Origin of the sequence: Streptomyces liangshanensis, assembly GCF_011694815.1 — a bacterium.
Taxonomy (GTDB): Bacteria; Actinomycetota; Actinomycetes; order Streptomycetales; family Streptomycetaceae; genus Streptomyces; species Streptomyces liangshanensis.
Window position 1 is genome coordinate 5,032,405 of the sequence record NZ_CP050177.1, and the last position, 24,013, is coordinate 5,056,417.

Annotated in this window: 18 protein-coding genes and 1 other RNA gene; 12 read left to right on the plus strand and 7 right to left on the minus strand. The window is 72.5% G+C overall.

Features of this window, described 5'->3' with window-relative positions; genetic code table 11:
• Positions 1–163: 163 nt before the first annotated feature.
• Entirely contained in the window at positions 164–775 is a 612-nt protein-coding gene (locus tag HA039_RS21770) for a TetR/AcrR family transcriptional regulator (RefSeq protein WP_167032558.1), read from the plus strand.
• Between the two features lie 90 nt (positions 776–865).
• On the opposite strand, the gene HA039_RS21775 is transcribed toward HA039_RS21770, so the two are convergent.
• The 5 genes from HA039_RS21775 to HA039_RS21795 form a co-directional block, all read right to left on the minus strand.
• Positions 866–2,842: a bifunctional glycosyltransferase/CDP-glycerol:glycerophosphate glycerophosphotransferase gene (locus tag HA039_RS21775; protein ID WP_167032560.1), complete on the minus strand. Its 1,977-nt coding sequence runs from the start codon at positions 2,840–2,842 to the stop codon at positions 866–868.
• 119 nt (positions 2,843–2,961) lie between these two features.
• Positions 2,962–3,843 (minus strand): carbohydrate ABC transporter permease, encoded by an 882-nt coding sequence (locus HA039_RS21780; protein WP_167032562.1) that lies wholly within the window; start codon positions 3,841–3,843, stop codon positions 2,962–2,964.
• Complete coding sequence (locus tag HA039_RS21785) at positions 3,840–5,204, minus strand: carbohydrate ABC transporter permease (protein ID WP_167032564.1); 1,365 nt, start codon at positions 5,202–5,204, stop codon at positions 3,840–3,842. Before HA039_RS21785 ends, HA039_RS21780 begins: the two co-directional genes overlap by 4 nt.
• A gap of 4 nt (positions 5,205–5,208) precedes the next feature.
• Positions 5,209–6,624, minus strand: a complete 1,416-nt coding sequence (locus HA039_RS21790; protein ID WP_167032566.1) for an ABC transporter substrate-binding protein — start codon at positions 6,622–6,624, stop codon at positions 5,209–5,211.
• 238 nt (positions 6,625–6,862) lie between these two features.
• Positions 6,863–10,279 carry an FtsK/SpoIIIE domain-containing protein gene (locus HA039_RS21795; RefSeq protein ID WP_167032568.1) on the minus strand — a complete coding sequence of 1,139 codons (3,417 nt, stop codon included), beginning with the start codon at positions 10,277–10,279 and terminating at the stop codon, positions 6,863–6,865.
• Positions 10,280–10,931: 652 nt separating this feature from the next.
• Here HA039_RS21795 and HA039_RS21800 point away from each other — a divergent pair.
• From HA039_RS21800 to HA039_RS21815, 4 genes are all read left to right on the plus strand, one after another.
• Positions 10,932–12,632, plus strand: coding sequence for a serine/threonine-protein kinase (locus HA039_RS21800; protein WP_167037335.1), 1,701 nt, complete (start codon positions 10,932–10,934; stop codon positions 12,630–12,632).
• Between the two features lie 145 nt (positions 12,633–12,777).
• Positions 12,778–14,010 (plus strand): protein kinase domain-containing protein, encoded by a 1,233-nt coding sequence (locus HA039_RS21805; protein WP_167032571.1) that lies wholly within the window; start codon positions 12,778–12,780, stop codon positions 14,008–14,010.
• A 153-nt stretch (positions 14,011–14,163) separates the two neighbouring features.
• Entirely contained in the window at positions 14,164–15,270 is a 1,107-nt protein-coding gene (prfB, locus tag HA039_RS21810; protein ID WP_167032573.1) for a peptide chain release factor 2, read from the plus strand.
• A 270-nt stretch (positions 15,271–15,540) separates the two neighbouring features.
• The gene (locus tag HA039_RS21815) at positions 15,541–16,200 is read left to right on the plus strand and encodes a hypothetical protein (RefSeq protein ID WP_167032575.1); all 660 of its coding nucleotides are present in this window, start codon (positions 15,541–15,543) and stop codon (positions 16,198–16,200) included.
• A 90-nt stretch (positions 16,201–16,290) separates the two neighbouring features.
• On the opposite strand, the gene HA039_RS21820 is transcribed toward HA039_RS21815, so the two are convergent.
• Positions 16,291–16,485: a hypothetical protein gene (locus HA039_RS21820; protein ID WP_161311575.1), complete on the minus strand. Its 195-nt coding sequence runs from the start codon at positions 16,483–16,485 to the stop codon at positions 16,291–16,293.
• A gap of 271 nt (positions 16,486–16,756) precedes the next feature.
• Here HA039_RS21820 and ftsE point away from each other — a divergent pair, with 271 nt between their 5' ends.
• The 5 genes from ftsE to ssrA all read left to right on the plus strand — a co-directional run bounded on the left by ftsE (position 16,757) and on the right by ssrA (position 20,719).
• Complete coding sequence (gene ftsE, locus HA039_RS21825) at positions 16,757–17,446, plus strand: cell division ATP-binding protein FtsE (protein ID WP_167032577.1); 690 nt, start codon at positions 16,757–16,759, stop codon at positions 17,444–17,446.
• Between the two features lie 82 nt (positions 17,447–17,528).
• Complete coding sequence (gene ftsX, locus HA039_RS21830; protein WP_167032579.1) at positions 17,529–18,449, plus strand: permease-like cell division protein FtsX; 921 nt, start codon at positions 17,529–17,531, stop codon at positions 18,447–18,449.
• A gap of 67 nt (positions 18,450–18,516) precedes the next feature.
• A complete protein-coding gene (locus HA039_RS21835) occupies positions 18,517–19,692 on the plus strand; it encodes a S41 family peptidase (protein WP_167032581.1) in 1,176 nt (391 codons plus the stop codon).
• A 35-nt stretch (positions 19,693–19,727) separates the two neighbouring features.
• Positions 19,728–20,207, plus strand: coding sequence for an SsrA-binding protein SmpB (smpB, locus tag HA039_RS21840; protein WP_167032583.1), 480 nt, complete (start codon positions 19,728–19,730; stop codon positions 20,205–20,207).
• A 125-nt stretch (positions 20,208–20,332) separates the two neighbouring features.
• Positions 20,333–20,719: a transfer-messenger RNA gene (gene ssrA, locus HA039_RS21845) on the plus strand.
• A 46-nt stretch (positions 20,720–20,765) separates the two neighbouring features.
• Here ssrA and HA039_RS21850 read toward each other — a convergent pair.
• Positions 20,766–22,037, minus strand: a complete 1,272-nt coding sequence (locus HA039_RS21850; RefSeq protein WP_167037341.1) for an MFS transporter — start codon at positions 22,035–22,037, stop codon at positions 20,766–20,768.
• 39 nt (positions 22,038–22,076) lie between these two features.
• On the opposite strand from HA039_RS21850, the gene HA039_RS21855 reads away from it, so the two are divergent.
• A complete protein-coding gene (locus tag HA039_RS21855) occupies positions 22,077–23,024 on the plus strand; it encodes a LysR family transcriptional regulator (RefSeq protein ID WP_167032585.1) in 948 nt (315 codons plus the stop codon).
• A gap of 340 nt (positions 23,025–23,364) precedes the next feature.
• Complete coding sequence (locus HA039_RS21860) at positions 23,365–23,985, plus strand: hypothetical protein (RefSeq protein ID WP_243869655.1); 621 nt, start codon at positions 23,365–23,367, stop codon at positions 23,983–23,985.
• Positions 23,986–24,013: the final 28 nt, after the last annotated feature.

The following is a 24,013-nucleotide window of genomic DNA, read 5'->3' on the forward strand; positions in this document are numbered from 1 at the left end:
TGGTGGGGGTGATCGTCTGGCTCACAGGTACCGCTTTCGACGGTGGCTGGGTCGACGCAGGCGATGGAACGGGTCCGTATCGTCGCTACGTCGATGCTAGGACGATTTTCCGACGGAACGCAACCGTATCGTCGTGACGCCTTGGTCAAGCTATGCTCAACTCATGACCACGGATCCGCGCACTTCACGCCGCGTACCCGCGGGAGCCGCCGTGCTCCGGGAGGACGTGACCGACGCCATTCGTGCCGCGGTCTTCGAGGAACTGGCCGCGGTCGGGTTCGCCCGGATGTCGATCGAGGGCATCGCGCGGCGGGCCGGGGTCGGCAAGACCGCCGTGTACCGCCGGTGGAAGTCGAAGCTCGCGCTCGTGCTGGACCTGCTGTCCGTCTTCGCCGCGCAGGGCCTGCCCGCGCCGGCGACCGGCTCGCTCTACGGGGACGTACGGGCGCTGCTGGAGGTCGCCTCGCACGCGCTGCGCCACCCGGTCGCCTCGCAGGTCATCCCGGACCTGCTGGTGGAGGCGGCGCGGCACCCGGAGATCTCCGACGCGATCAAGGCGGCGCTGCTGGACGGGCAGCAGGGGATCGCGGCGGTGATCGTGCGCGAGGCGGTGGAGCGGGGGGAGCTTCCGGAGGGGACGGACCCGGACCGGGCGCTGGACCTGACGGTGGGGCCGCTGTACTGGCGGCTGGTGGTGGTCAGGAACGACCTGCCCAAGGGGTACCTCGACATGCTGGCGGCGTCGGCCGTGGCGGCGCTGAAGGGCGGGGCGTAGGCGCCGTGCGCCCCGGGGCGTACGCCACAGCGGGAAGGGGCGTACGGCACGTCAGGAGGCTGCGTACGGCACGTCAGGAAACGGCGGACGTCACGTCAGGAACACGCGGCGCACCACCCGTTCCGCCGCCCCCGCGTCCGCGTACGGGCAGAAGCGGGCCCGGAACGCCGTCCTGAGCTGCGTCGAGCGGGAGCCCCGCCAGTGGTCCGTGGTGAAGATGTCGATCAGTTCGTCCTCGGTACGGGCCACCGCGCCCGGCGGGAACGCGCGCAGGTCCACGTAGGTGCCCCGGACGGCCTCCAGGACGCCGTGGTCGGCGAGGTGCAGGACGATCGGCCGGTCCAGGTGCGCGTAGTCGAACATCAGCGGCGCGTGGTCCGTGACCAGCGCGTCCGCGACCAGACAGAGGATCTCCTCGGACGGGTGCTCCGACACGTCCATGATCCGGGGGTGGGGCGCGGCGGGAGCCACCCGGCTCAGGACGACGTAGCGCGGGCCCAGCGCCCTGGCGAGGCGTTCCAGGTCCAGTGACGGCGTCTGCACGCGGTGGTGGTCGCGGTGCGCGGGGGCGTACAGGACGGTGGTGAAGCCCTCCGGGATGCCCAGCGCCGCCCGCAGGCCCGGCACGTCGGCGGGCGCGTGGAGGGTGTCGTGGCGGGGGTGGCCGAGTTCGAGGGTGGTCGCGGGGGAGGGGTACGCCTTCTCGTGGGTCAGGGTGGCGTGGCGGTTGGCCGCCAGCGTGTAGTCCCACCGGGCGGCGTCCGCGAGCATCCGGGGGAGGTCGGCGGCCACCGCCGGGCGGTCCGCCAGGTCCAGGCCGACGGAGGCGAGCGGGGTGCCGCGGTGGGTCTGGAGCAGCGTCTGGCCGGGGCGTTTGACCAGCCGGGGATCGAAGTGGGTGTTGCTGGTGAGGTACGCGGACCTGGCCAGCGCGGTCCAGTAGGCGAAGGAGTCCGGGTCGGTGAGCCAGGACGTACGGACGGCGGGCGCCAGCGCGCGCAGCTTCCGCTCGATGGCGGCGGGGTCACCGCCGGGGCCGTACGTGGCGAAGGCGGCGCGGTCGGCGCGCAGGGGAAGGCGCCGCTGGAGGGCGTAGTGGAGGCGCAGCGCCAGGGCGCGTCCGGCGCGGCGCGCGGCGGTGCTCGTACGGCGTGCGCGGGCGCGCAGGGCGAGGGCCGCGCGCAGGACGGCGTACGTACGGTGGGCGCCGAGGCGCAGCGGGAGGTGGCCGCCGGTCGCGCCGGGGGCGCGGTGGCGGCGGAGGTGGGCGCGCGCCCGGCGGAAGAACGCGGCGCGCGGCCGGGCGGTGGGCGCCAGCAGCGCCAGGTGGTCGAGCATGCGCCCGCGCACGACCGGGCGCCAACGGTCCGCGTCGGGGCGGCCGTCGAGGAAGGCGAAGACCCGGTCGTACTGGTCGAAGACGTCCAGGTACGCGGACGGCGCCGCCGGCAGCGGGAGGGGGCGGCGCACCGCGCAGACCTGGTCGAGCGTCACGATCGACGCGGCGGTCATCAGCGCCTGGCAGGTCCACGCGACGTCGGAGAACGGGCCGGGCGGGAAGGTGAGCCCCGCGCTCTCCACGAACTCCCCGCGGTACGCCTTGTCGGTTGCGGTCAGCAGGAGGGCCAGGGCGTCCGGGGTGCTCCGCCCGGTGAGCGTGGCCGCGCACGGGGTGCGGACGGTCCCGTCCGACGGATGGGCCACGGCGTGGTCGTGGACCAGGACGTCCGGGCCGTCCGTCTCCTTGAGCCGGTCGGAGAGCGCCTGGAGCGCGCCGGGGACGAGGGTGTCCCGGCCGTCGAGGAAGACCACGTAGTCGCCGGTGGCGCGGGCGAGTCCGGCGTTGCGCGCCGGTCCCGTACCCGCGTGCGCGGTGAGCCGGACCGGGACGACCCGGCGGTCCCGGGCGGCGGACTCGCCGGCGATCTCCCCGCAGGCGTCGGGCGAGCCGTCGTCCACCACGATCAGTTCCAGGTCGTCGCACGTCTGCGTCAGTACCGATGCCAGGCAGTCCTGGAGGTACGCCTGGACCTTGTACGCGGAGACGATCACGCTGAACCGGGGCATGGCCCGGGAACGTTCGCGGGGGCCGAGGGGTTACGGCCGGCGGGCCGAACGGGGGACGCGGCGCGCGCCGGGAGGGGTAGATCCACCCCGGCGCGCGCCCACGTGACCACCGCTGACGGCTACTTGACGGCTCCCGCCATCACGCCCGTCACGAACTGCCGCTGGAACGCGAAGAACACGACCAGCGGGATCACCATGGAGACGAACGCCCCGGGCGCCAGGACGTCGACGTTGTTGCCGAACTGCCGTACCTGCTGCTGGAGCGCGACCGTGATCGGCGGATGCTTGGAGTCCGCGAACACCAGGGCCACCAGCATGTCGTTCCAGACCCAGAGGAACTGGAAGATGCCCAGCGACGCGATGGCCGGGCCGCCCAGCGGCATCACGACCCGCGTGAACAGCCTGATCTCCCCCGCCCCGTCGAGCCGCGCCGCCTCCAGCAACTCCCGGGGGATCTCCGCGAAGAAGTTGCGCAGCAGGAAGATGGCGAAGGGCAGACCGAAGGCGACATGGAAGATGATCACGCCGAAGGTCGTCTCGAAGATGCCGACGGCGCCGAAGAGTTCCGACACCGGGACCAGCGCGACCTGCACCGGCACCACCAACAGGCCGACCACCACGAGGAACCACCAGTCGCGCCCCGGGAAGTCCATCCAGGCGAAGGCGTATCCGGCGAGCGAGCCGATCACCACGACGAGCAGGGTCGCCGGGACGGTGATCAGGATCGTGGAGAACAGGGAGTTGGTGATGACGTCGTTGTCGAGGAGCCGGGAGTAGTTCTCCGTGGTCAGCTGCGCGGGCGCGGTGAAGACCTGCCACCAGCCGCTCGCGCTGATGTCCGTGGAGTCGCGCAGCGAGGAGAACAGCAGCCCGATCGTCGGCATCAGCCAGAACAGCGCGACCAGGAGCAGGAAGACGCGCAGCGCGCCGCCGCCCGCCCGGGCCGCGAGCCGGGCCGCGACGGACTGCTTCGCCTTGACCGCGGGCTCGGTCGTGGTCATCGGCGAGTCTCCTTTCGCATCCTGCGGACGTTGAACAGCATCACCGGGATGACCAGCAGGAGCAGCAGTACGGCGATGGCGCTGCCGACGCCGAGATCCGCGTCCGTGCCGAACGACGACCGGTACAGCTGGAGCGCCAGCACGTTGGCGTCGTCCTGCGACGAGCCGGGCGCGATGATGAAGACCAGGTCGAAGATCTTCAGCACGTTGATCATCAGGGTGACCATCACCACCGCGAGGACCGGGGCGAGCAGCGGCACGGTGATCCGGCGGAACACCTGCCACTCACTCGCGCCGTCCACCCGCGCCGCTTCGAGCAGTTCACGGGGCACGCTCGCCAGGCCCGCCGCGATGAGGACCATCGCGAAGCCCGCCCACATCCACAGGTAGCTGCCGATGATGGCGGGGGTGACCAGGTTCGGCCCGAGCCAGTTCACCCCGTTGTACGGCTCCCGGAAGTTCGAGGCGGGCAGCCGGAGTTGGGCGCCGTCCGCCGCGGCGGGGAGGCTGAACGTACCGTCGGCGGCGGCCGTGGCGCTCGCCACGACCTTGCCGTCCTTGACCGCCTCGACCTTGATGCCCTTGAGGCCCAGCTCCGAGGCGTCGATGACGTTGGGCTTCCCGCCGCCGCCCCGCGTGAAGTCCAGCCAGGCCGTGCCGTTGACCCGGTCGCTGTCGGCCGCCGGCCGCGGCGCCTCGGCCCGCTCGGCGTCCGACGGCATGACGTCCGGGGCCACCCCGACCAGGGGCAGTTGTACGGGCGTGCCCGCCCGGACCGTGTCCTTGGTGACGAACGCGCCGCCGCCCGCCGCCTTCAGCGGGTGCACCGGCAGGGGGTGCGCCTTGGGGAAGCCGGCCGAGTCGCTGAACGTGTCGTGCACGCCCACCCAGACGGCGTTGGCGATCCCGCGCTCCGGGTCCTGCTCGTACACCAGCCGGAAGATGATGCCCGAGGCGAGCATCGAGATCGCCATCGGCATGAAGACCACGAGCTTGAACGCCGTTCCCCAGCGCACCCGTTCGGTGAGCACGGCGAAGATCAGGCCCAGGGCCGTGGCGACCGTCGGGGCGACGACGACCCAGATCGCGTTGTTCTTGACGGCCGTCAGGATGGTGTCGTCGGTGAATATCTCGATGTAGTTGTCGAGTCCGGCGAAGCTGTCGCCGGACTTGTCGAAGAAGGACCGGTAGACGGAGAACCCGATGGGGTAGACCACGAGCGCGCCCAGCAGCACCAGCGCGGGCAGCAGGAAACCCGCCGCGATCGCTTTACGTGTGCCTGTCACGCTCTTGCGTTTGTTGCCCGGTGCGGAGGGCACCGGCGTGGTGTCCTTGGTGCCCTCCGCTGTCGCCGACGTCATCCCGTCAGCTCGTGTACGCCTTGGCCGCGTCCGACTCCAGCTTCTGCTGGGCCCCCGCGACGTCCTTCGGGTTCTTCAGGAAGTCCTGGAGGGCCTTCCACTCGCCCTTGCCGGGCGTACCGCCGAACGACTGCGGCATCTGGTCCGACATGTCGAAGCGGAAGTCGTCGCCCGCCGCGATCAGCGCCTTCGCGATGTCCCGCTGGACATCGTTCGGGTACGCGGCCACGTCCAGGGACTTGTTCGGCGACAGGAAGCCGCCGGACTCCGCCCAGATCTTCGCCGCGTCCGGGGACGCCAGGAACGTCAGCAGCGCCTGGGCGCCCTTGGAGTCCTTGAGCGCCACGGCCGCGTCGCCGCCGGTCACCACGGGGGCGTCGGGGCCGACCGCGGGAAAGGGGAAGACCTTGGCGTCCGTACCGATCTTGGCCTCGGTCTGGGCGATGTTGATCCCGACGAAGTCGCCCTCGAAGACCATCGCGCCCTTCGGCTGGTCGCCGCCGGTGAACGTCTGGGTGACGGACGCCGGGTACTCCGTCTGGAGCGCGCCGTCCGCGCCGCCCGCGATCAGGGCCGGCTTGCCGAAGAGCTCGCCGAGGGTGGTCAGCGCGTCCCGCACCGAGCCGTCGGTCCACTTGATCTTGTGCTGGGCGAGCTGGTCGTACTTCTCCGGGCCCGCCTGGGACAGGTAGATGTTCTCGAACCAGTCGGTGAGCGTCCAGCCGTCCGCGCCGGCGACCGAGACCGGGGTGACGCCCGAGGCCGAGATCGTCTCGGCGGTCGTCAGGAAGTCCTTCCAGGTCGTGGGGACCGTGGCGCCCGCGTTCTCGAACGCGGCGTTGTTGTACCAGACCAGCGACTTGTTGGCGGCCTTGAAGTACACGCCGTACTGGGTGCCGTCGACCGCGCCGAGGTCCTGCCAGCCCTTGTCGTAGTTCTTCGCGAGCTGCGCTTTCGCCTCCGCGCCGACGGGCTTGGCCCACTTCTTCGCGACGGCCTGCTGGATCGCGCCGACCTGCGGGAGCATCGCCACGTCGGGCGGGCTGCCCCCGGCGATCTTCGTCCCCAGGAAGTTGACGATCGGGTCCTGCGCGGGCACGAACGTGACGCTCGCCCCGGTGCGCTTCTCGAACTCCTTGAGGACCTTGGTGAAGTTCTCCTGCTCGGGCCCGGTCCAGACCGCGGCGACCTCGATCGTCTCCCCCTTGAGCTGGGGGAGTTGCACCGTGGCCGCCGGTGCCTTGCTCGCCGGCTTCTCCGGCTCCTTGGCGTCGTCCGAGCCGCCGCAACCCGCGAGGGTCACGGCGCCGACGGCCACGATCGCCACGGCGGCCGACCGGGCGGTGCGGGTGCTACGAGTGCTGGTGGTTGTGCTGGTGCGTGTGCCGAATGCCTTACGTGCCGTACGAGTTGTGCGCATCGCTGCCCCGTCTCTCCCGTGCGCGTCTGGTTCTACGCATACGGAACCGGCGTCGCAGCCGTGACGTGGCGGCGGCGCTCGCGTCCCGTGCGCACAGTCCTACGCCGGGTGACCGGGCGCCGCAATACTGCGCTCGGGGCCAACTCCCCTATCGTGATGGGCTCGTGACGTGCCACAACGGGGGTTCGGCGGACGTATGGGGATCTTGTGTCGCCGGTGACGGGCCGGGCGGGTCTCCTCAGGGATGGGCCGGGGCGAGCGGCGCGACCGGTACGGCGTGCACCGAACGCGCCGCCCGTTCCAGGGCGCTGGCGAGCAGCGCCAGGTCCGTCGGCCCGTTGCCCAGCTCCCGTACCGGCCTGCGGGTCGGCGGATCGCCCATCCGCTCCCACTCCAGCGGTACGACCGTCGGCCGCAGCGTCGCCGTACGGGGGATGCGGCCCGTCACCCGGCCGCCCTGGAACGGGGTGACCCGGCCGTCCGGATGGCCGAGACGGCCCCGGCCCGGCGACGGGTCGTCCGGGGAGGGCGCCGCGGGCGGCGGGTCCAGCACCACCCGCAGCCGCGCGCCCTGCGCCAGGTCCGTGTCGCTCGTGCGGTTCGGACAGGCCGACGACGCCACCAGGTGTACGCCGAGCCGCTCGCCGTCCCTGGCCACGGCCTCCAGCGCCCGTACGACCGAACCGGCCGCCGGGCGGCCCGGACTGCCCAGCGCGGGCGCCACGAGCGCGTCGAAGTCGTCCACCAGCACGACGAGCCGGGGCAGCGGGGGCTGTTCCGGCTCCGGTTCCGTACGCGCCGAGGTCGTCCGCAGCCGGAGCGTGCCGCCGGGTGGCGTGCGCTGTTCGGCGCCGCTCGGCGGACGCGGGCCGACCATCCGCTCCGCCACCTCGTGCCTGCTGTGCCACTCGGTGAAGTCCAGCCGGCCGAGCAGCTCCGCGCGCCGCTTCAGCTCGGCGCCGAGCGCCTGGGCGAACTCGCGCATCCGCACCGGGTCCGAGGCGACCAACAGCTCCAGGACGTGCGGCAGTTCCGTACAGGCCCCGAGGCCCTCGCCGCGCTCGCCGCCCGCGCCGTCCACCAGCAGCAGCCCCAGCCGGTCGGGCCGGTCGGCGGCCGCCAGCGAGGCGGCGACGGAGCGCAGCAGCTCGGAGCGGCCGCTGCCGGCCGGGCCCTCGATCAGCAGATGCGGGCCCTCCTCGGCCAGATCGACGCTCACCGGGCCGTGCGGCCCCGCGCCGAGCACCGCCGTGCAGTCGGCCGTGCCGTCCGCCGCGGACGCCCAACGGGCCATCAGGGACGCCGGGGTGGCCCGCGCCAGCCCCAACTCGTCGAGCAGCCGCGCCGAGTGGGGCAGCGCGGCGGCGGCCCGCCCCGAGCCGCCCCCGGCCGCCGTGCGCAGCGGCGCCAGTGCCCGGCCGAAGCGCTCGGCCCAGGCCGGCGAGACCGCGTCCACCACGGCGACCGTGCCGTGCCCGGCCGGCTCCCCGACCGCCGTGCGCAACAGGCGCAGCGCGCTCGCCACATCGCCGCTCAGCAGGCCCACGGCCCCGCACTCGCGGAAGGGCAGCGAGGCCGCGCACGCCGTCTCGTAGGTCGCGGCGACGGGGGAGAGCGGCGAGGCGGCCGGGGTCTCCGCCAGACAGACCAGGTGGATGCCGGCGGCGGCGCCCGCGCTCGCGAGCCGCGCCGTCACCTGCCGCAGCGAGGCGGAGCCGGGATCGCCGTCCACGACCACGACGGTGTACGGCCCCTCGTGGCGCCCGGCGGCCCGCGCGACGGACTCCGGGTCCGCCGACGCCCAGCCCGTACCGAGCGGTCCGGCGTCCAGCCTGCGGGTCAGCTCGGCGGTCCTGGCGGTGGCCTGGTCCCGGTCGTAGGCGAGCAGCAGCCGGCAGTCCTGGCCGTGCGCCGGGCGGACCTGGGGCAGCCAGCCGAGCCACCCCCACTCCTGCCTGCGCTGCTCGGGGCTGCGCGCCCGGTCCGTGCTGATCAGGACGATCTCCAGATCGGCGGGGGAGTGCAGCGCGGCGAGCTGGGCGACGACCGAGCGGGCCAGGCCCGTCAGCCGCTCCCGCGGTCCGGCGAGGCCCAGCGAACCGGCCTCGCGCAGCGCGACCGTCACCGGCACGCCGGGCAGCAACCCCACGCCGTCCGGCGCCGGACGGTCCGCCGTGCCCAGCCGGACCACCAGCGCCTCGGCGTGGTCGCTGTCGCGCTCCCAGAGCCTCGGGCCGGGGCCGAGCGCCGTCATCAGCACCTCGGCGGGGTCCGGCCAGGTGTCCGCGAGGGGCGCGCGGCCGGCCGGGCCCGCGGGGGGCCTCGGGCCCGGGGCGCTCCCGGCCGGTTCCTCCTCGCGGCCCCCGGCCAGCCGCCTCGCCCACGCTCCTATGCCGCCGCGCCGCCGGGCGGCGGCGTCGGGCAGCTGGGTGCCTCGGGCGGGCGTGCCCTGCCTGCGGGTGCCGGTGGTCCTGCTGTGCGACTGGGGTCCTTCGCCGACATCGCCGGTGCCGTCGTCCGCCGTCGCGTACGGCTGCTCGTCCGCGGCCCTGCTGTGGGCCCCGCCGGGGCCGGTGTCGCCGTCCGCGCGGGAGGCGGGCGCGGCGGGGCGCCGCGGGCCCGTACCGGAGGCGGGATCCGAGGTCGAGAAGCCGTAGTGGGTGTCGACCGCGCTCCGGGGATCGGGCACCCGGGGGTCGCGGGACGGCCCGCCGTACGAGTGGACGGTCCGGCCGCGGGGCTCCTCCGGCGCGCTCGCGCCGTACCGCGGATCCCGGTCGGAGCCGGTCCGCGGCCCGCCCGCCGGGGACCCCTCCCGCGCCTGGGCCGGTACGGAACCTCCCGCCCCGGATCCGGGGCGCTGTCCGTACTGGGGCCCGGGCGAGGCGCCCGCCGGGCCGAGGCCCGAGCCGTCCGTGCCGTACCCCCCGGAGCCGTACGCGCCCGTCTCCCGGGACCGGTCGCCCTCGTCGGCCCGGTCCCCGGCACCGTCCCCCGCACCGCCCTCCGGGCGCACCACCCGCAGGTGGCCCTCGCCGTCGGGCGTCGTCGGCAGCGGCGTCGCCAGCGGGCTCGTCAGGAGCCGCACGGCCGACTCGCCGATCCGCAGCAGCGCCCCGGCCGGCAGCCGTACCGGTACGGGCCCGACCTCGGCGCCCTCCAGCGTCGTACCGTTCGTGGAACCGAGGTCCGCGACCGACACCCCGCCGTCGTCCGCGACCGTCACCGCGCAGTGCAGCCGCGAGACGTCCGGGTCGTCGAGCGGGACGTCCGCGTCGGCGGAACGGCCGATCCTGATCTGGCCGCCGTGCAGCAGGTGCACCCCGCCCGCGTCAGGACCCGCCACCACCCGCAACTGGGCGGGCGCGTCCATCTCCGCCACCCCGTGCGTCTCGTCCTGGCCGGGGACCTGGAGCGAGAGCACCGCCCCGTCGATCAGCGGCGGCTCACCGAGGGCGCAGCGCTGCGCGTCGAGCCGTTCCGTACCGGCGTAGAGCACGACCGTGCCCGACACGTCCGGTCCCGACACGGCCGTGGCGAGGGCGGAGGCGACGGCGGACAGCGCCGTCCCGGCGGGTGCGGTGACGAGCACGTCGCACGCGCGCCCCGCGGCGTGGCCGCTGCGCGGCGCGAGGACGGTCAGCCGGATCTGCATCGCGTCAGCGGTCCCTTCTGCGCGGGGTCCCCGGTTCTGCGCGGGATGCCCGGCAGGGGTACTGCCCTGTGATTCCCCCCACCACGCACGGGACGCGTCGTCCGGTACAGGTCGGCGCGTACGGTGCCGTCCCCGGCCGGCACCCGACGCGCTGAGGGCATCCTCGCACCTGACACGGACAACACGCCCGGGGGCAGCGTACAAGTGATCTTGAATGGTCGGCTGTGGGTGCAAAAGTGCCTGCTTGGGCGCCCCTTCGAACGCCGATGAGATCATCCCCGATGCCCTGGGGACAGCCGTTCGGCAACCATCACCCCCTGGTCCGCGTCTCTCGTCCGGACGGGACACGCGTGCGACACACATGCGACCGTGGGCGCCACGGGACCTGTGGATGACCGGCCGGATACCCGTTCGGCCGGTCGGAGACCGTCCGGTGATTGGGGGGCGGGTGAAGGAGCGAGGTCCGGTGCGTGCAGCTGCAAGGCGGAGGATTGAGGCATGGCGGAGCCATGGTGATTGACGACAACGCCGCAGATGTGCGCACCGGACCTCGTGACGCCGCCCCCCAATCGCCGGCCGGTCTAAAGTGGGTCCGGAGCCCGGGGGGTCCGGGACGATGAACGGGACACACCAGCAGCAGGGAGCCCATGACGTGCGGCCGGTAGGCAGCAAGTACCTCCTGGAGGAGCCGCTCGGACGCGGCGCCACCGGTGTCGTCTGGCGGGCCCGTCAGCGCGAGACCGCGGGTGCCGAGGCGGCCGTCGCCGGCCAGCCCGGCGAAACCGTCGCGATCAAGGTCCTCAAGGAGGAGCTGGCCAACGACGCGGACGTCGTGATGCGGTTCCTGCGGGAGCGCTCCGTCCTCCTGCGCCTCACGCACCCCAACATCGTGCGCACCCGCGACCTGGTCGTGGAGGGCGATCTCCTCGCCCTCGTCATGGACCTCGTCGACGGCCCCGACCTGCACCGCTACCTGCGCGACAACGGGCCCTTCAGCCCCGTCGCCGCCTCCCTCCTCACCGCCCAGATCGCCGACGCGCTCGCCGCCAGCCACGCGGACGGCGTCGTCCACCGCGACCTCAAGCCCGCCAACGTCCTCCTCAAGGACGACAACGGGCAGATGCACCCGATGCTCACCGACTTCGGCATCGCGCGCCTCGCGGACTCGCCCGGCCTGACCCGTACCCACGAATTCGTCGGCACGCCCGCGTACGTCGCGCCCGAGTCCGCCGAGGGCCGCCCGCAGACCTCCGCCGTCGACATCTACGGCGCGGGCATCCTGATGTACGAACTGGTCACCGGCCACCCGCCGTTCGCCGGGGCGACCGCGCTGGAGGTGCTGCACCGCCACCTCAGCGAGGAGCCGCGCCGGCCCTCCACCGTGCCCGAGCCGCTCTGGACGGTCATCGAGCGCTGCCTGCGCAAGGACCCCGACCAGCGCCCGAGCGCCGTGAACCTGGCCCGCGCCCTGCGCGTCGTCGCCGCCGGTGTCGGCGTCCACTCCAGTGCCGCCCAGATCGACGCGGCGCTCGGCGTCGGCGCGCTCCTCGCGCCCGACCCGGCGCCCGCCGCCGTGCCGGAGACCCCGGGCGCCGCCGACCCGACCCAGGTCCTGCCCAGCAACGCCGCCGCCTTCGACCCGAACGCGGCGACCAGCTTCCTGCCCTCGGCCGGATACGCGGGAGCGGGCGCCCCCGGAGGTCCCGGCGGCCCCGGACAGGGCTACGGCCCGCCCGGGCAGAACGCCGACCCGACGTCGGTCATGCCGCCCGTACCCCCCGGGGAGCCGGACGGCCCGCACCCCTGGCAGAGCCAGCTCCAGGCAGCCAGGGACCGCAACGAACAGACCCAGGTCCAGTACCTCGACCCGAGCCAGGACCCGCTGCGCCGCCGCCCGCACCGCCCGCAGCCCCCGCGCCAGCAGCAGCCGCCCCCGCCCGCCCACCGGCAGGCGTCGCAGGGCTACCCGCCGCCCCCGCAGGCCCCGCAGCCGAGCCGGCAGCAGCAACAGCAGCCCCAGCCCCAGCAGCAGCGGTACGCCCCGCCCCCGCAGCAACAGCAGTACGCGCCGCCGCAGCCGCCGCCCCAGCAACCGGCGCCCCGGCAGCCGCGCGAGCCCCGCCAGCCCCGCCAGCGCAGCGCCAACCCCATGCGCATCCCGGGCCTCGGCTGCCTCAAGGGCTGCCTGTTCACCCTGGTGCTGCTCTTCGTGGGCGGCTGGCTGATCTGGGAGCTGACCCCGCTCCAGGACTGGATCGGCACCAGCAAGAGCTTCCTGTCGACGATCGGCGACGGCATCTCCGCGGTGTCGGAGTGGTTCTCGAGACTCGGGGATTCGACCGGCTCGCAGTGACCCTTTCGAGGGCAATACGGCGGCACGGACACCCCAGAAGCACACTTTTCGCCCCACGCAGGTGCGGGCGTGCCCGGGCCTGGGCACTGAACACCCCGATTGCCGCGTACTTTGAGGGGCAACGCCAGCCGCTGAGGGAGCAGTCTTGGCACGGAATATCGGCAGCCGGTACATCGCCCACCAGATCCTGGGACGGGGCAGCGCCGGCACGGTGTGGCTCGGCGAGGGGCCCGAAGGCCCCGTCGCCATCAAGCTGTTGCGCGAGGACCTGGCCTCCGACCAGGAGCTCGTCGGGCGCTTCGTCCAGGAACGCACCGCCCTGCTCGGTCTCGACCACCCCCGCGTGGTCGGCGTCCGCGACCTCGTCGTGGACGGCAACGACCTCGCGCTGGTCATGGAGTTGGTACGCGGCACCGACCTGCGCACCCGTCTCGACCGCGAGCGCCGGCTCGCCCCCGAGGCGGCCGTCGCGATCGTCGCCGACGTCGCCGACGCGCTCGCGGCCGCCCACAAGGCGGGAATCGTGCACCGCGACGTCAAGCCGGAGAACATCCTGCTCGACATGGAGGGACCGCTCGGCCCCGGCGGCGCGCACCCGGCCCTCCTCACCGACTTCGGCGTCGCCAAGCTGATCGACACCCCGCGTCGCACGAAGGCGACCAGGATCATCGGCACCCCCGACTACCTGGCGCCCGAGATCGTCGAAGGACTCCCGCCGCGCGCGGCCGTCGACATCTACGCGCTGGCCACCGTCCTGTACGAACTGCTCGCCGGCTTCACCCCGTTCGGCGGCGGCCACCCCGGAGCCGTCCTGCGCCGGCACGTCACCGAGACCGTCGTCCCGCTGCCCGGCATCCCCGACGACCTGTGGCAACTGCTCGTCCAGTGCCTGGCGAAGGCGCCCGCCTCCCGGCTGCGCGCCTCCGAACTCGCCGCCCGCCTGCGGGAACAGCTGCCGGGACTCGCGGGCATCCCGCCGCTGGACGTGGACGAACCGGACGGCGAACCGACCGAGCAGCCGTACGAGGAGCCGCGCCCCGGTTCCCCCGAGGAGCCGCGCCGCCGCGGCGCGGTCCCGCTCGTGCCCGGAGCCGTACCGGACTCCAACCGCGACACCCACACCAGCATGCGCGTCCCCGCGCCGGACGAGCTGGCGGGCGGCGCGCGCGGTACGGCCCGCGCGCCCCGGTCGCCGAGCCAGCGCAAGCCGGGCACGGCCCGGCACAAGGCGGAGACCGTACGCAAGCGCCGCATCACCCTGGCGGTGGCGGCGGTCCTGCTCGCGGCGGCGCTGGGAGTGGGTGGCTGGCTGGCCGCGAGTGGCGGCGGGGACGGTCCGCCGCAGGACTCGAAGCGGACGACGTCCCCGGAGCCGTAGGCGCGGGAGTCCGCGGGGCCGGGTCTGTGTCGTGTGTCACGGGCGGGCCGCGATCCGTCCGGCGCGGGGCTCCCGGGCGCCGCGGCGGGCGTCGTGGGCACCGCCCCCGCCGGCGGGGGGAGGGTTCGCGCGCTCAGCCGTTACGCTGGACCCGTGGCAGTCGTCGATGTATCCGAAGAGCTGAAGTCCCTCTCCTCGACCATGGGGTCGATCGAGGCCGTCCTGGACCTCGACAAACTGAGGGCCGACATCGCCGTGCTCGAGGAGCAGGCCGCGGCCCCGTCCCTGTGGGACGACCCGGAGGCCGCGCAGAAGATCACCAGCAAGCTTTCGCACCTCCAGGCCGAACTCCGCAAGACGGAGGCCCTGCGCGGGCGCATCGACGACCTGGAGATCCTCTTCGAGCTCGCCGAGGGCGAGGGCGACGCCGACGCGCTCGCCGAGGCCGAGGCCGAGCTGGAGTCGGTGCGCAAGGCGCTGGACGAGATGGAGGTCCGTACGCTCCTCTCCGGCCAGTACGACGCCCGTGAGGCGCTGGTCAACATCCGCGCCGAGGCCGGCGGGGTGGACGCGGCGGACTTCGCGGAGCAGCTCCAGCGGATGTACCTGCGCTGGGCCGAGCGCCACAACTACGGTACGGAGATCTACGAGACCTCCTACGCGGAGGAGGCCGGCATCAAGTCGACGACCTTCGCGGTGAAGGTCCCGTACGCCTACGGCACGCTCTCCGTCGAGCAGGGCACCCACCGCCTGGTCCGCATCTCGCCCTTCGACAACCAGGGCCGCCGGCAGACGTCGTTCGCCGGTGTCGAGGTGCTGCCGGTCGTGGAGTCCAGCGACCACGTCGAGATCGACGAGTCCGAGCTGCGCGTGGACGTGTACCGCGCGTCGGGTCCCGGCGGGCAGGGCGTCAACACCACCGACTCCGCGGTGCGGATCACCCACGTACCGACCGGCATCGTGGTGTCCTGCCAGAACGAGCGGTCGCAGATCCAGAACAAGGCGAGCGCGATGAACGTGCTCCAGGCGAAGTTGCTCGAACGCCGCCGCCAGGAGGAGCAGGCCGAGATGGACGCCCTCAAGGGCGACGGCGGCAACTCCTGGGGAAACCAGATGCGTTCGTACGTGCTGCACCCCTACCAGATGGTCAAGGACCTCCGGACGGACTTCGAGGTCGGCAATCCGCACGCGGTGCTGGACGGGGAGATCGACGGATTCCTCGAAGCGGGAATTCGCTGGCGCAAGCAGCGCGAACGGTAAACACACGCTTTGTCGACAAGGGAACTGCCGCCCCCGGGGCGGCAGTTCCCTTTTATGTCACAGTTGCATGCCCACACCCCGGACATCCGGCCTGAATGCGGTCATCGCGCGCGCAACGGCCTTGACGCGTATATGAAAAGTGGGAAGGCTGCCCGTGGCATGCGTATACCTGGGGCGTGTGTGACCGGGGGCGGACCAGAGACACCCCCCGTGCGGCCGCTGCCCCGGACGCTGCACCTCAACGAATCGGCTACTGGGGGTAGCAAGCAGATGACCAAAAAGACGCGGATCCGCGTGGCGCGCATCGCGGCAGGCGCGGTGATCGCCGCCGGCGCATCGCTGACCGTCGCGGGCGTGGCCCAGGCGACCAGCAGCTCCACGACCGTTGACATCGGCCTCGGCATCGACGACGCGCCGACGGACCCGGTGACGGAAATTCCCGACCCGCCCACTACGCCGCCGGTGGACCCGCCGTCGACCCCGCCGGTGGACCCGCCCAGCACCCCGCCGGTGGACCCGCCGTCCACTCCTCCGGTGGACCCGCCCAGCACCCCGCCGGTGGACCCGCCGTCGACCCCGCCGGTGGACCCGCCCACCGACAAGCCGACGGACAAGCCGACCGACGACCCGACCTCCAAGCCCACCGAGGCCGGTGGTAGCGGCACGAGCGGCGGCACCGGCAACGGCGGCACCGGTACGGACGGCGGCGCCGGTGCGAACGGTGGCACGGGCGGCTCCACCGGTGGTGGCGCCGACACCGACAGCCTCGGCTCCCAGCCGGTGCAGCAGGGTGAGGCCAAGGAGGAGCTGGCGGAGACCGGGGCCTTCGAGACCACGTTCCTGGTGATCGGCGCCGCGACCATGATCGCGGGTGGCATCGGCTTCCGGATGCTGCCGCGTCTGGTCGGCGGCGGACGGGCCGCCGTCTAAGGACGTACGGCACGACGTCACGACGTGACATACGGAAGGGCCCGGACACCGTGCATGGTGTCCGGGCCCTTCCCACGTTCGCGAAGCGCGCTACGCGGTCTGCTGCACCGCCACGAAGGCCACCGCCGCGAGCAGCACGACGATCATCGTCAGCAGGGCCATCGGGCTCAGGCCGCCGAAGGGCCCCTCCTGCTGGAGGCGCTCCCGGTTCGCCCGGCAGACGCGGCACCTGCCCTCACTGACGGGTCCCGCGCAGTTGGCGCACACCAATCGGTCGTAGGTCATGCGCATTCCTCCTCACCGCGCGGCGGAGCCGCAGCCAGTGTCTCCCCGCTCAACGCTCGGGGAATCGCGACTGTTCCCCTTACCACTCTGCCAGTTCCCGGCCGTTTCGGCGCGCCCGGCCGGTTTCCGGTGTGACCGCTCCCACTGGCGGACGACGCGCATCCGTGATAAATCGCCCAAGCCCGTCCCAACCTCCGGTGCGGACTGCGCGCGCCAGTCGGGTTCGCGTAAGGTCACGCACACCTGCTCCCGGCCGACCGTGGTGTATCTCGTGATTCGATTCGACAACGTCTCCAAGACCTACCCGAAGCAGAACCGCCCCGCGCTGCGTGATGTCTCCCTCGACATCGAGAAGGGGGAGTTCGTCTTCCTCGTCGGCTCGTCCGGTTCCGGCAAGTCGACGTTCCTGAGACTGATCCTCCGCGAGGAGCGCACGAGCACCGGCATGGTGCACGTCCTCGGCAAGGACCTGGCACGCCTGTCCAACTGGAAGGTGCCCCAGATGCGCCGCCAGCTCGGCACCGTCTTCCAGGACTTCCGGCTGCTGCCGAACAAGACCGTCGCGCAGAACGTGGCGTTCGCGCAGGAGGTCATCGGCAAGTCCCGCGGCGAGACCCGCAAGTCCGTCCCGCAGGTCCTCGACCTGGTCGGACTCGGCGGCAAGGAGGACCGGATGCCCGGCGAGCTCTCCGGTGGTGAGCAGCAGCGCGTCGCCATCGCGCGGGCCTTCGTGAACCGCCCCATGCTGCTGATCGCGGACGAGCCGACCGGTAACCTCGACCCGCAGACCTCCGTGGGCATCATGAAGCTGCTCGACCGCATCAACCGCACCGGCACCACCGTGCTGATGGCCACGCACGACCAGAACATCGTCGACCAGATGCGCAAGCGCGTGCTGGAACTCGACCAGGGCCGCCTGGTACGCGACCAGGTGCGCGGCGTCTACGGCTACCAGCACTGAGCACCGCCGTGTCGCGTACGGGACGGTGAGCACGATCGCAGTGAGCACGACCGCATTGAGCACCGAAAGCTGAAAGGACGCCATGCGCGCCCAGTTCGTCCTGTCGGAGATCGGCGTCGGCCTCCGCCGCAATCTCACGATGACCTTCGCCGTCATCATCTCCGTGGCCCTCTCGCTCGCCCTGTTCGGCGGCGCGCTGCTCATGCGCGATCAGGTCAGCACGATGAAGGACTACTGGTACGACAAGGTCAACGTCTCCATCTTCCTCTGCAACAAGGGAGATGTGACGACGTCGCCGCAGTGCACCAAGGGCGCGGTCACGACGGAGCAGCGGGACCAGATCGAGGCCGATCTGAAGAAGATGACGACCATCGTCGAGACCGTCCACTACGAGGACGCGGACGAGGCGTACAAGCACTACAAGGAGCAGTACGGCGACTCCCCGCTGGCGGCCACGATCACGCCGGACCAGATGCCGGAGTCGTTCCGCGTCAAGCTCAAGGACCCCGAGAAGTACAAGGTGGTGGCGACCGCCTTCGCGGGACGGGACGGGGTCCAGTCCGTCCAGGACCAGCGCGACATCCTCCAGAACCTGTTCGGGCTGATGCAGGGCATGAACGTCGCCGCGCTCTTCGTCATGGCGCTGATGCTGGTCATCGCCATCATGCTGATCGTCAACACCGTGCGGGTGTCGGCGTTCAGCCGCAGGCGTGAGACGGGGATCATGCGCCTGGTGGGCGCCTCCAGCTTCTACATCCAGATGCCGTTCATCATGGAGGCCGCGTTCGCCGGGCTGCTCGGCGGTGTGGTCGCCTGCGCGATGCTGCTCCTCGGGCGCTACTTCCTGATCGATCATGGCCTTGATCTGTCGCACAAGATGGAACTCGTCAACTTCATCGGCTGGGACGCCGTGCTGACCAAGCTCCCGCTGGTCCTGGCGATCGCGCTGCTGATGCCCGCCCTCGCCGCTTTCATCGCGTTGCGCAAGTACCTCAGGGTGTGACAAGTGCCCCTGGCGTCGTGTCGCCAAGGGCCCGTCCGCCGGGGGGCGTTGTCCTAGACTCAACGCCATGTCGGGCTCCGAGTTGCATCACAGACCCCGCGGCGTCCGTCGCGGCGCGGCCCTGACCTTGGTCTTCGCCAGTGTGCTGGCCACGGCGGCGGCGACGAACTCCCTGCCGCGCAGCGACGAGAAATCGCCGGCGCTGCCGCTGCGCGCCGCCTCCTCGACGGTGCACGGCGAGGACGTCGCCCGGGCCGCCGCCGAGGCCATGGCAGACGGCAAGTCGGCCACGGAAGCGGCCGAGGAGGTCGTCAGCCGCAGCGGTGACCGCTGGGGCGCGGTGTACGACAAGAGTGAGTACGAGGAGTTCGAGCAGGGCCTCGACGGCCGGTACACCGGGGTCGGGCTCGCGGCCCGGGGCGCGGCGGGCGGCCTGGTCGAGGTGACCCGGGTCCAGCCGGGGGCGCCCGCGGACCGGGCGGGCATCAGGGCCGGGGACACCGTACGGACCGTCGACGGCGCGTCCGTCGCGAAGCGGCCCGTGACGGAGGTCATGGCCCTGCTGCGCGGCGACAGCGAGACGAAGAGCGCGCGGCCCGGTTCCGCCGTGGTGCTGGGTCTGGAGCGGGGCGGGCGGCACTTGACCCGTACGGTACGCAGGGCCGAGCTGACCACCGAGTCGGTCACGGTCGCCACGCTCGCGGGCGGCGCCCGGCTGATCAAGGTCGAGTCGTTCACCAAGGGCACGGGCGCGCGGGTACGGGACGCGGTGCTGGACGCCCCCGCGAAGGCCGGTGTCCTCCTGGACCTGCGGGGCAACGGGGGCGGGCTGGTCTCCGAGGCCGTGAAGGCCGCCTCCGCGTTCCTGGACGGCGGCCTGGTCGCCACGTACGACATAAACGGGGACCAGCGGGTGTTGAACGCCGATCCGGGGGGAGACACCACCCGGCCCCTGGTGGTCCTCGTGGACAGCGGCACGATGAGCGCGGCCGAGCTGGTGACGGGGGCGCTCCAGGACCGGGGCCGGTCCATCACGGTCGGCGCGCGGACCTTCGGGAAGGGCTCGGTGCAGATGCCGAGCAAGCTGCCGGACGGCTCCGTCGCCGAGCTGACCGTCGGGCACTACCGCACGCCGGCCGGCCACGGGGTCGACGGCCGGGGCATCACCCCCGACGTGCAGGTGAGCGAGCGGGCCCAGGAGCGGGCGCGGACGGTGCTCAGCGGCCTCGGCGGAAATGGTTAAGGGAATCCGCGTCCAGGTGCGAAAATGGAAGGACTATGGCTAAGGAAAAAGGGCGCAAGCTGATCGCGCAGAACAAGAAGGCGCGGCACGACTACCTCATCATCGACACGTACGAGTGCGGCATGGTGCTGACCGGCACCGAGGTGAAGTCCCTGCGCCAGGGGCGGGCGTCGCTGACGGACGGGTTCGTCCAGATCGACGGCGGCGAGGCCTGGCTGCACAACGTGCACGTACCGGAGTACACGCAGGGGACGTGGACCAACCACAGTGCCCGGCGGAAGCGGAAGCTCCTGATGCACCGGCTGGAGATCGACAAGCTGGACTCCAAGTCGAGCGAGTCCGGGCACACGATCGTGCCGCTGGCCATGTACTTCAAGGACGGCCGGGCGAAGATCGAGATCGCGCTGGCGAAGGGCAAGAAGGAGTACGACAAGCGGCAGACGCTGCGGGAGAAGCAGGACCTGCGCGAGACGAACCGCGCGATCGCGGCGGTCAAGCGGAAGCAGCGGGCCTGACGCCTCGGCCCGCTTCCCGGCCCACCGCGCCGGGAATACGCGTGGACCGGGCTCGGTTGATCACGTAGGATGGGCCGTGCACTCCATCGAGGGTGCATGCAGGAAGCAGTTTGAAAAAACAACATGGGGATGATCGGTTTCGACAGCGGATGTCGAAGCAGGTGAAGCGAGCCGAGGAAGCGGCAATGATCTCGTAAACCATATGTCGCAAACTATAATCGCCACTTCTAAGCGCGATTCCTCCGCCTTCGCTCTCGCTGCCTAATTAGCAGCTAGCGAAGACTCCGCGGAGTGTCAGCCCGGGGCTGTTCCCGACCCGGATCCTGGCATCAACTAGGGAACTAAACTTCTAGGTCCGGTCACGGGACCTGGAAGGAAATCAAACAGTGACTGAGCCCGTCGGAGACTTGTCCGTGTGATCTTCGGGGCCGAGAAAATCGCAGCGGACTGCGCTCGGAGAAGCCCTGGTTCTGCACCGTTGGACGCGGGTTCGATTCCCGCCATCTCCACAAACCCCATGTGAGGCCGAGGCCCCGCTGCTCCCAAGGCAGCGGGGCCTCAGTCGTACCCGGGGGCGGGTGTCCCGGCCCCTGCCCGGACGACCGCCCCTCCGACGACCGCGGCCAGCAGCGCGAGCAGAGCGGCACCCGGCGGTACGAGGTAGCCGAGCGCCGGCCCCAGACGCTCCACCGCCCAGCCACCCAGCGCCGACCCGGCCGCGATGCCGCCGAGCAGCGCGGTGACGGCCAGGGTCATGCCCTCGTTCGACCGGCCCGCGGGGGAGAGGCCCTGGACCGCTCCCATGGCCGTCACCATGGTCGGGGCCGTCGCGGCGCCCGCCAGCAGCAGACTCCCGGCCAGCAACGGCAGCGAACCGGAGAGTGCCGCGACCAGGGGGACGGTCAGCAGCGCGGCCATCGCGGCGAGGCACAGCGCCAGCCGGCGGGCGGCCCCGCGCGGTGGTGGCAGCAGGCCCAGCAGCAGGCCGGCCGCGCACGATCCGCCGGCCTGGAGCGCCAGCAGCGCGCCGCCCGTCCAGGCGGGACGGCCGCCGTCGTCCGCGTGGGCGAGGGTCACCACCTCGGTCGCGCCGAAGACCCCGCCCGTCGCGAGGAGGACCAGCAGGAGCGCGGTCAGCGCGGGGGAGCGGAGAGGGGTGCGGGCCGCGGCCGTGCCTCCGGAGGGCGGTGGTTCGGTGGACCGCTGCCGGGCGAGGAACAGGACGCCGGTCAGCAGGAGGGCCGCGCCGGTCAGGGTCCCCGCCTCCGGGAAGAGCGCGGAGCACAGGGTGGCGGCCAGGAGCGGGCCCAGCATGAAGCACAGTTCGTCCGCGGCCTGTTCGAAGGAGCGGGCGGTGTGCCGGGCGGCCCGGTGCTCCGGGGTGTCCTCACCGAACAGGAAGACCCAGCGCGCGCGGGACATGCCGCCCGTGTTGGGCATGGCGGCGGTCGCGGCGTACGCGGCGAAGAGCGTCCAGTCCGGCGCGCGGTGACGGACGCAGAGCAGCAGGGCGAGCGAGCCGAGGACGGCCGACACGGCGGCGGGGACGGCGACCCGGGCCTGGCCGTGCCGGTCGACCAGGCGGGCCACCCCGGGGGCGACGAGCGCGGTGACGGCGAGGCCGGTGGCGGTGACGGCCCCGGCGAGGGCGTACGAGTGCCGCTGTCCGGCGATCATGATCACGGCGCTGACCGTGAACATCCCGGCCGGGAGGCGTGCCAGCAGGGATCCGGCGGTGAAGGCGAGGGCGCCCCGGGGCGCGAAGAGTACGGCGTACGGATTCACGCGCCCACCCTCGCGGCGCGCGCGGGGCGTGGTCCAACACCTGATCGGTGGCCCTTCACGCACCTGTGTTGTTGAATGCGGCGGATGTCCCGAGACATCGACCCCCGACTCCTCCGCGCCTTCGTGACCGCCGCCGAGGAGCTGCACTTCACCCGGGCCGCCGCCCGGCTGTACGTCGCCCAACAGGCCCTCAGCCGTGACATCCGGCGTCTGGAAGGGGAGTTGGGCGCCGAGCTGTTCGTCAGGACCACCCGGCGGGTGGCGCTCACGGCGGACGGTGAGCGGCTTCTCCCGTACGCCCGAGGGGTGTTGGCCGCGCAGGACCGGCTGCGCGCGGCCGCCGCCGAGGGACCGCGGCCGTTGCTCGTGGACCTCAACTCCGAGGGGCTGACCTCCGGCCGGGTGCTGGCGCGCGCCCGTGAACTCGCGCCGGACCACGAGCTGATGGCGCGCTTCGAGAGCGGATTGACCGGCGCCGCCGCCGAGATCCTCGCCGGCCGGCTCGACGTGTCGTTCGGGTACGCCGACGGGCTCGCGCCCGGGCTGCGCGCCGGGCTGCGGAGCCAACTGGTGCGGTACGAGCCGATGGCCGTCCTGTTGCCCTACGACCATCCGCTGGCCGGTCGCGCCGAGGTGCCGCTCGCCGCGCTCGCCGGGGAGCGGGTGTACGCGGGGGCCGGCAACCCGCGGACGGCGGAGTGGACGGAATTGGCCCGGCAGCTCTTCGCGGGGCGCTCGATCGCGGTCGCGGAGCCGGCGCCGATGGCCGTGGGGCGGGAGGAGTTCCGGCGGATCATGGCGAAACATCGCACGCCCGTTCTCACGGTGGTGGATTCGCCGGAGATGCCGGGATCGGTGCTGCGGCCGCTCGTCGAACCCGTACCCCTGTCACCCGTGTTCCTGGTGTGGCGGGAGGGGCTGAAACACGCCGGTGTGGCCGCCCTGCGGGCCGCCGCGGCCGAACTGGGCCGGAGCGGTGGGTGGCTTGAAGTGTTACCCGCGAGTTGGGTTCCTCGCGCGCCACAGCACTGATGCATGGTGTCCGTCAAGCCGAGGTACGGAGGACACCTCCTTGCGCTACATTCGTCGTCCGGGTGCGGTGTGGTAGGGGGCATTCCGGTTCAGGTGGGGGCCTGGGCCGACGGCATGCCCGGCCAATCGATTGCGCACCCAAGACAGCCAGTGGGGGATGTGCGCCGTAGTGGAAAAGTGGCTGAATGATGCCCGAATCGGGCATACACATGAGCCGATTGATGTCACTATCGAACTGGATGGCCTGGGCCGTCAGCTCTCCGAACTGCCCGTCGGCGCCCACCCCGCGCAGGAGTCAGGTCCTGCGCGGGAGGGTCAGGGGGGCGGTTCGGAGGGGCCCGTGTTCGTCGACGCCAGCGGTCGGCGGAGCAAGAAGTTCCGGCGGGCCGGCTGGGTCGTGGCGATAGCCTGCGCCTGTTACGCGGTGATGCTGGGGGCCGCGGTCATAGGTGGCAGCTCCAGCGCGCCGTGGCTGAAAATACCCGGTCTCGCGGACGAGAAGAAGTCCGATACGGTCGAGAACAGGCCAGCTCCGACACCGAGCCGATCAGGTTCGCACGCGCCGGGCGTTCCGGTGGCCCTGCCCACCGCCACGGACTCCAACGGAGTGGTCGTTCCCGGCCCTTCGGGCAGCGCCCCGCCCGGCGCCACCGGCACACCCGCCCCCGGCGTCTCGAAGCCCGGGGCCACCGTCAAGGCCCCGACGGGCGGCGCCGGAACGGCCGCCGCCGCGGGGGGAGCGGGAGCGGCGGGAGGCACCGGCGGTACGGGCCCGGTCACCGGAGCCCCGTCCGTACCCCCGGTCGACGACCCCGGCACCGCGGCCGGGAGCAGTGGCGGCGCGTCGCCGCCGGTCTCGCCGGACCCGAGCACGCCGCCGCCGGACCCGAGCACCTCCCCGGCCGCCCCGCCGCCGGACGGGACCGGGGCCCAGCAGGTGGCCGCGGAAGGGGCGAACTAGATGTCCTCCTCCCGCAGACGCCCACCCG

Bases quoted from the DNA above. Each gene is read 5' to 3' on its own strand.
- HA039_RS21815 (WP_167032575.1), top strand. From the start codon at position 15,541: ATGACCAAAAAGACGCGGATCCGCGTGGCGCGCATCGCGGCAGGCGCG.
- HA039_RS21780 (WP_167032562.1), bottom strand. From the start codon at position 3,843: ATGACCACGACCGAGCCCGCGGTCAAGGCGAAGCAGTCCGTCGCGGCC.
- ftsX (WP_167032579.1), top strand. From the start codon at position 17,529: ATGCGCGCCCAGTTCGTCCTGTCGGAGATCGGCGTCGGCCTCCGCCGC.
- smpB (WP_167032583.1), top strand. From the start codon at position 19,728: ATGGCTAAGGAAAAAGGGCGCAAGCTGATCGCGCAGAACAAGAAGGCG.
- HA039_RS21855 (WP_167032585.1), top strand. From the start codon at position 22,077: ATGTCCCGAGACATCGACCCCCGACTCCTCCGCGCCTTCGTGACCGCC.
- HA039_RS21820 (WP_161311575.1), bottom strand. From the start codon at position 16,485: ATGACCTACGACCGATTGGTGTGCGCCAACTGCGCGGGACCCGTCAGT.
- HA039_RS21785 (WP_167032564.1), bottom strand. From the start codon at position 5,204: ATGACGTCGGCGACAGCGGAGGGCACCAAGGACACCACGCCGGTGCCC.
- HA039_RS21770 (WP_167032558.1), top strand. From the start codon at position 164: ATGACCACGGATCCGCGCACTTCACGCCGCGTACCCGCGGGAGCCGCC.
- HA039_RS21835 (WP_167032581.1), top strand. From the start codon at position 18,517: ATGTCGGGCTCCGAGTTGCATCACAGACCCCGCGGCGTCCGTCGCGGC.
- HA039_RS21790 (WP_167032566.1), bottom strand. From the start codon at position 6,624: ATGCGCACAACTCGTACGGCACGTAAGGCATTCGGCACACGCACCAGC.
- HA039_RS21795 (WP_167032568.1), bottom strand. From the start codon at position 10,279: ATGCAGATCCGGCTGACCGTCCTCGCGCCGCGCAGCGGCCACGCCGCG.
- HA039_RS21775 (WP_167032560.1), bottom strand. From the start codon at position 2,842: ATGCCCCGGTTCAGCGTGATCGTCTCCGCGTACAAGGTCCAGGCGTAC.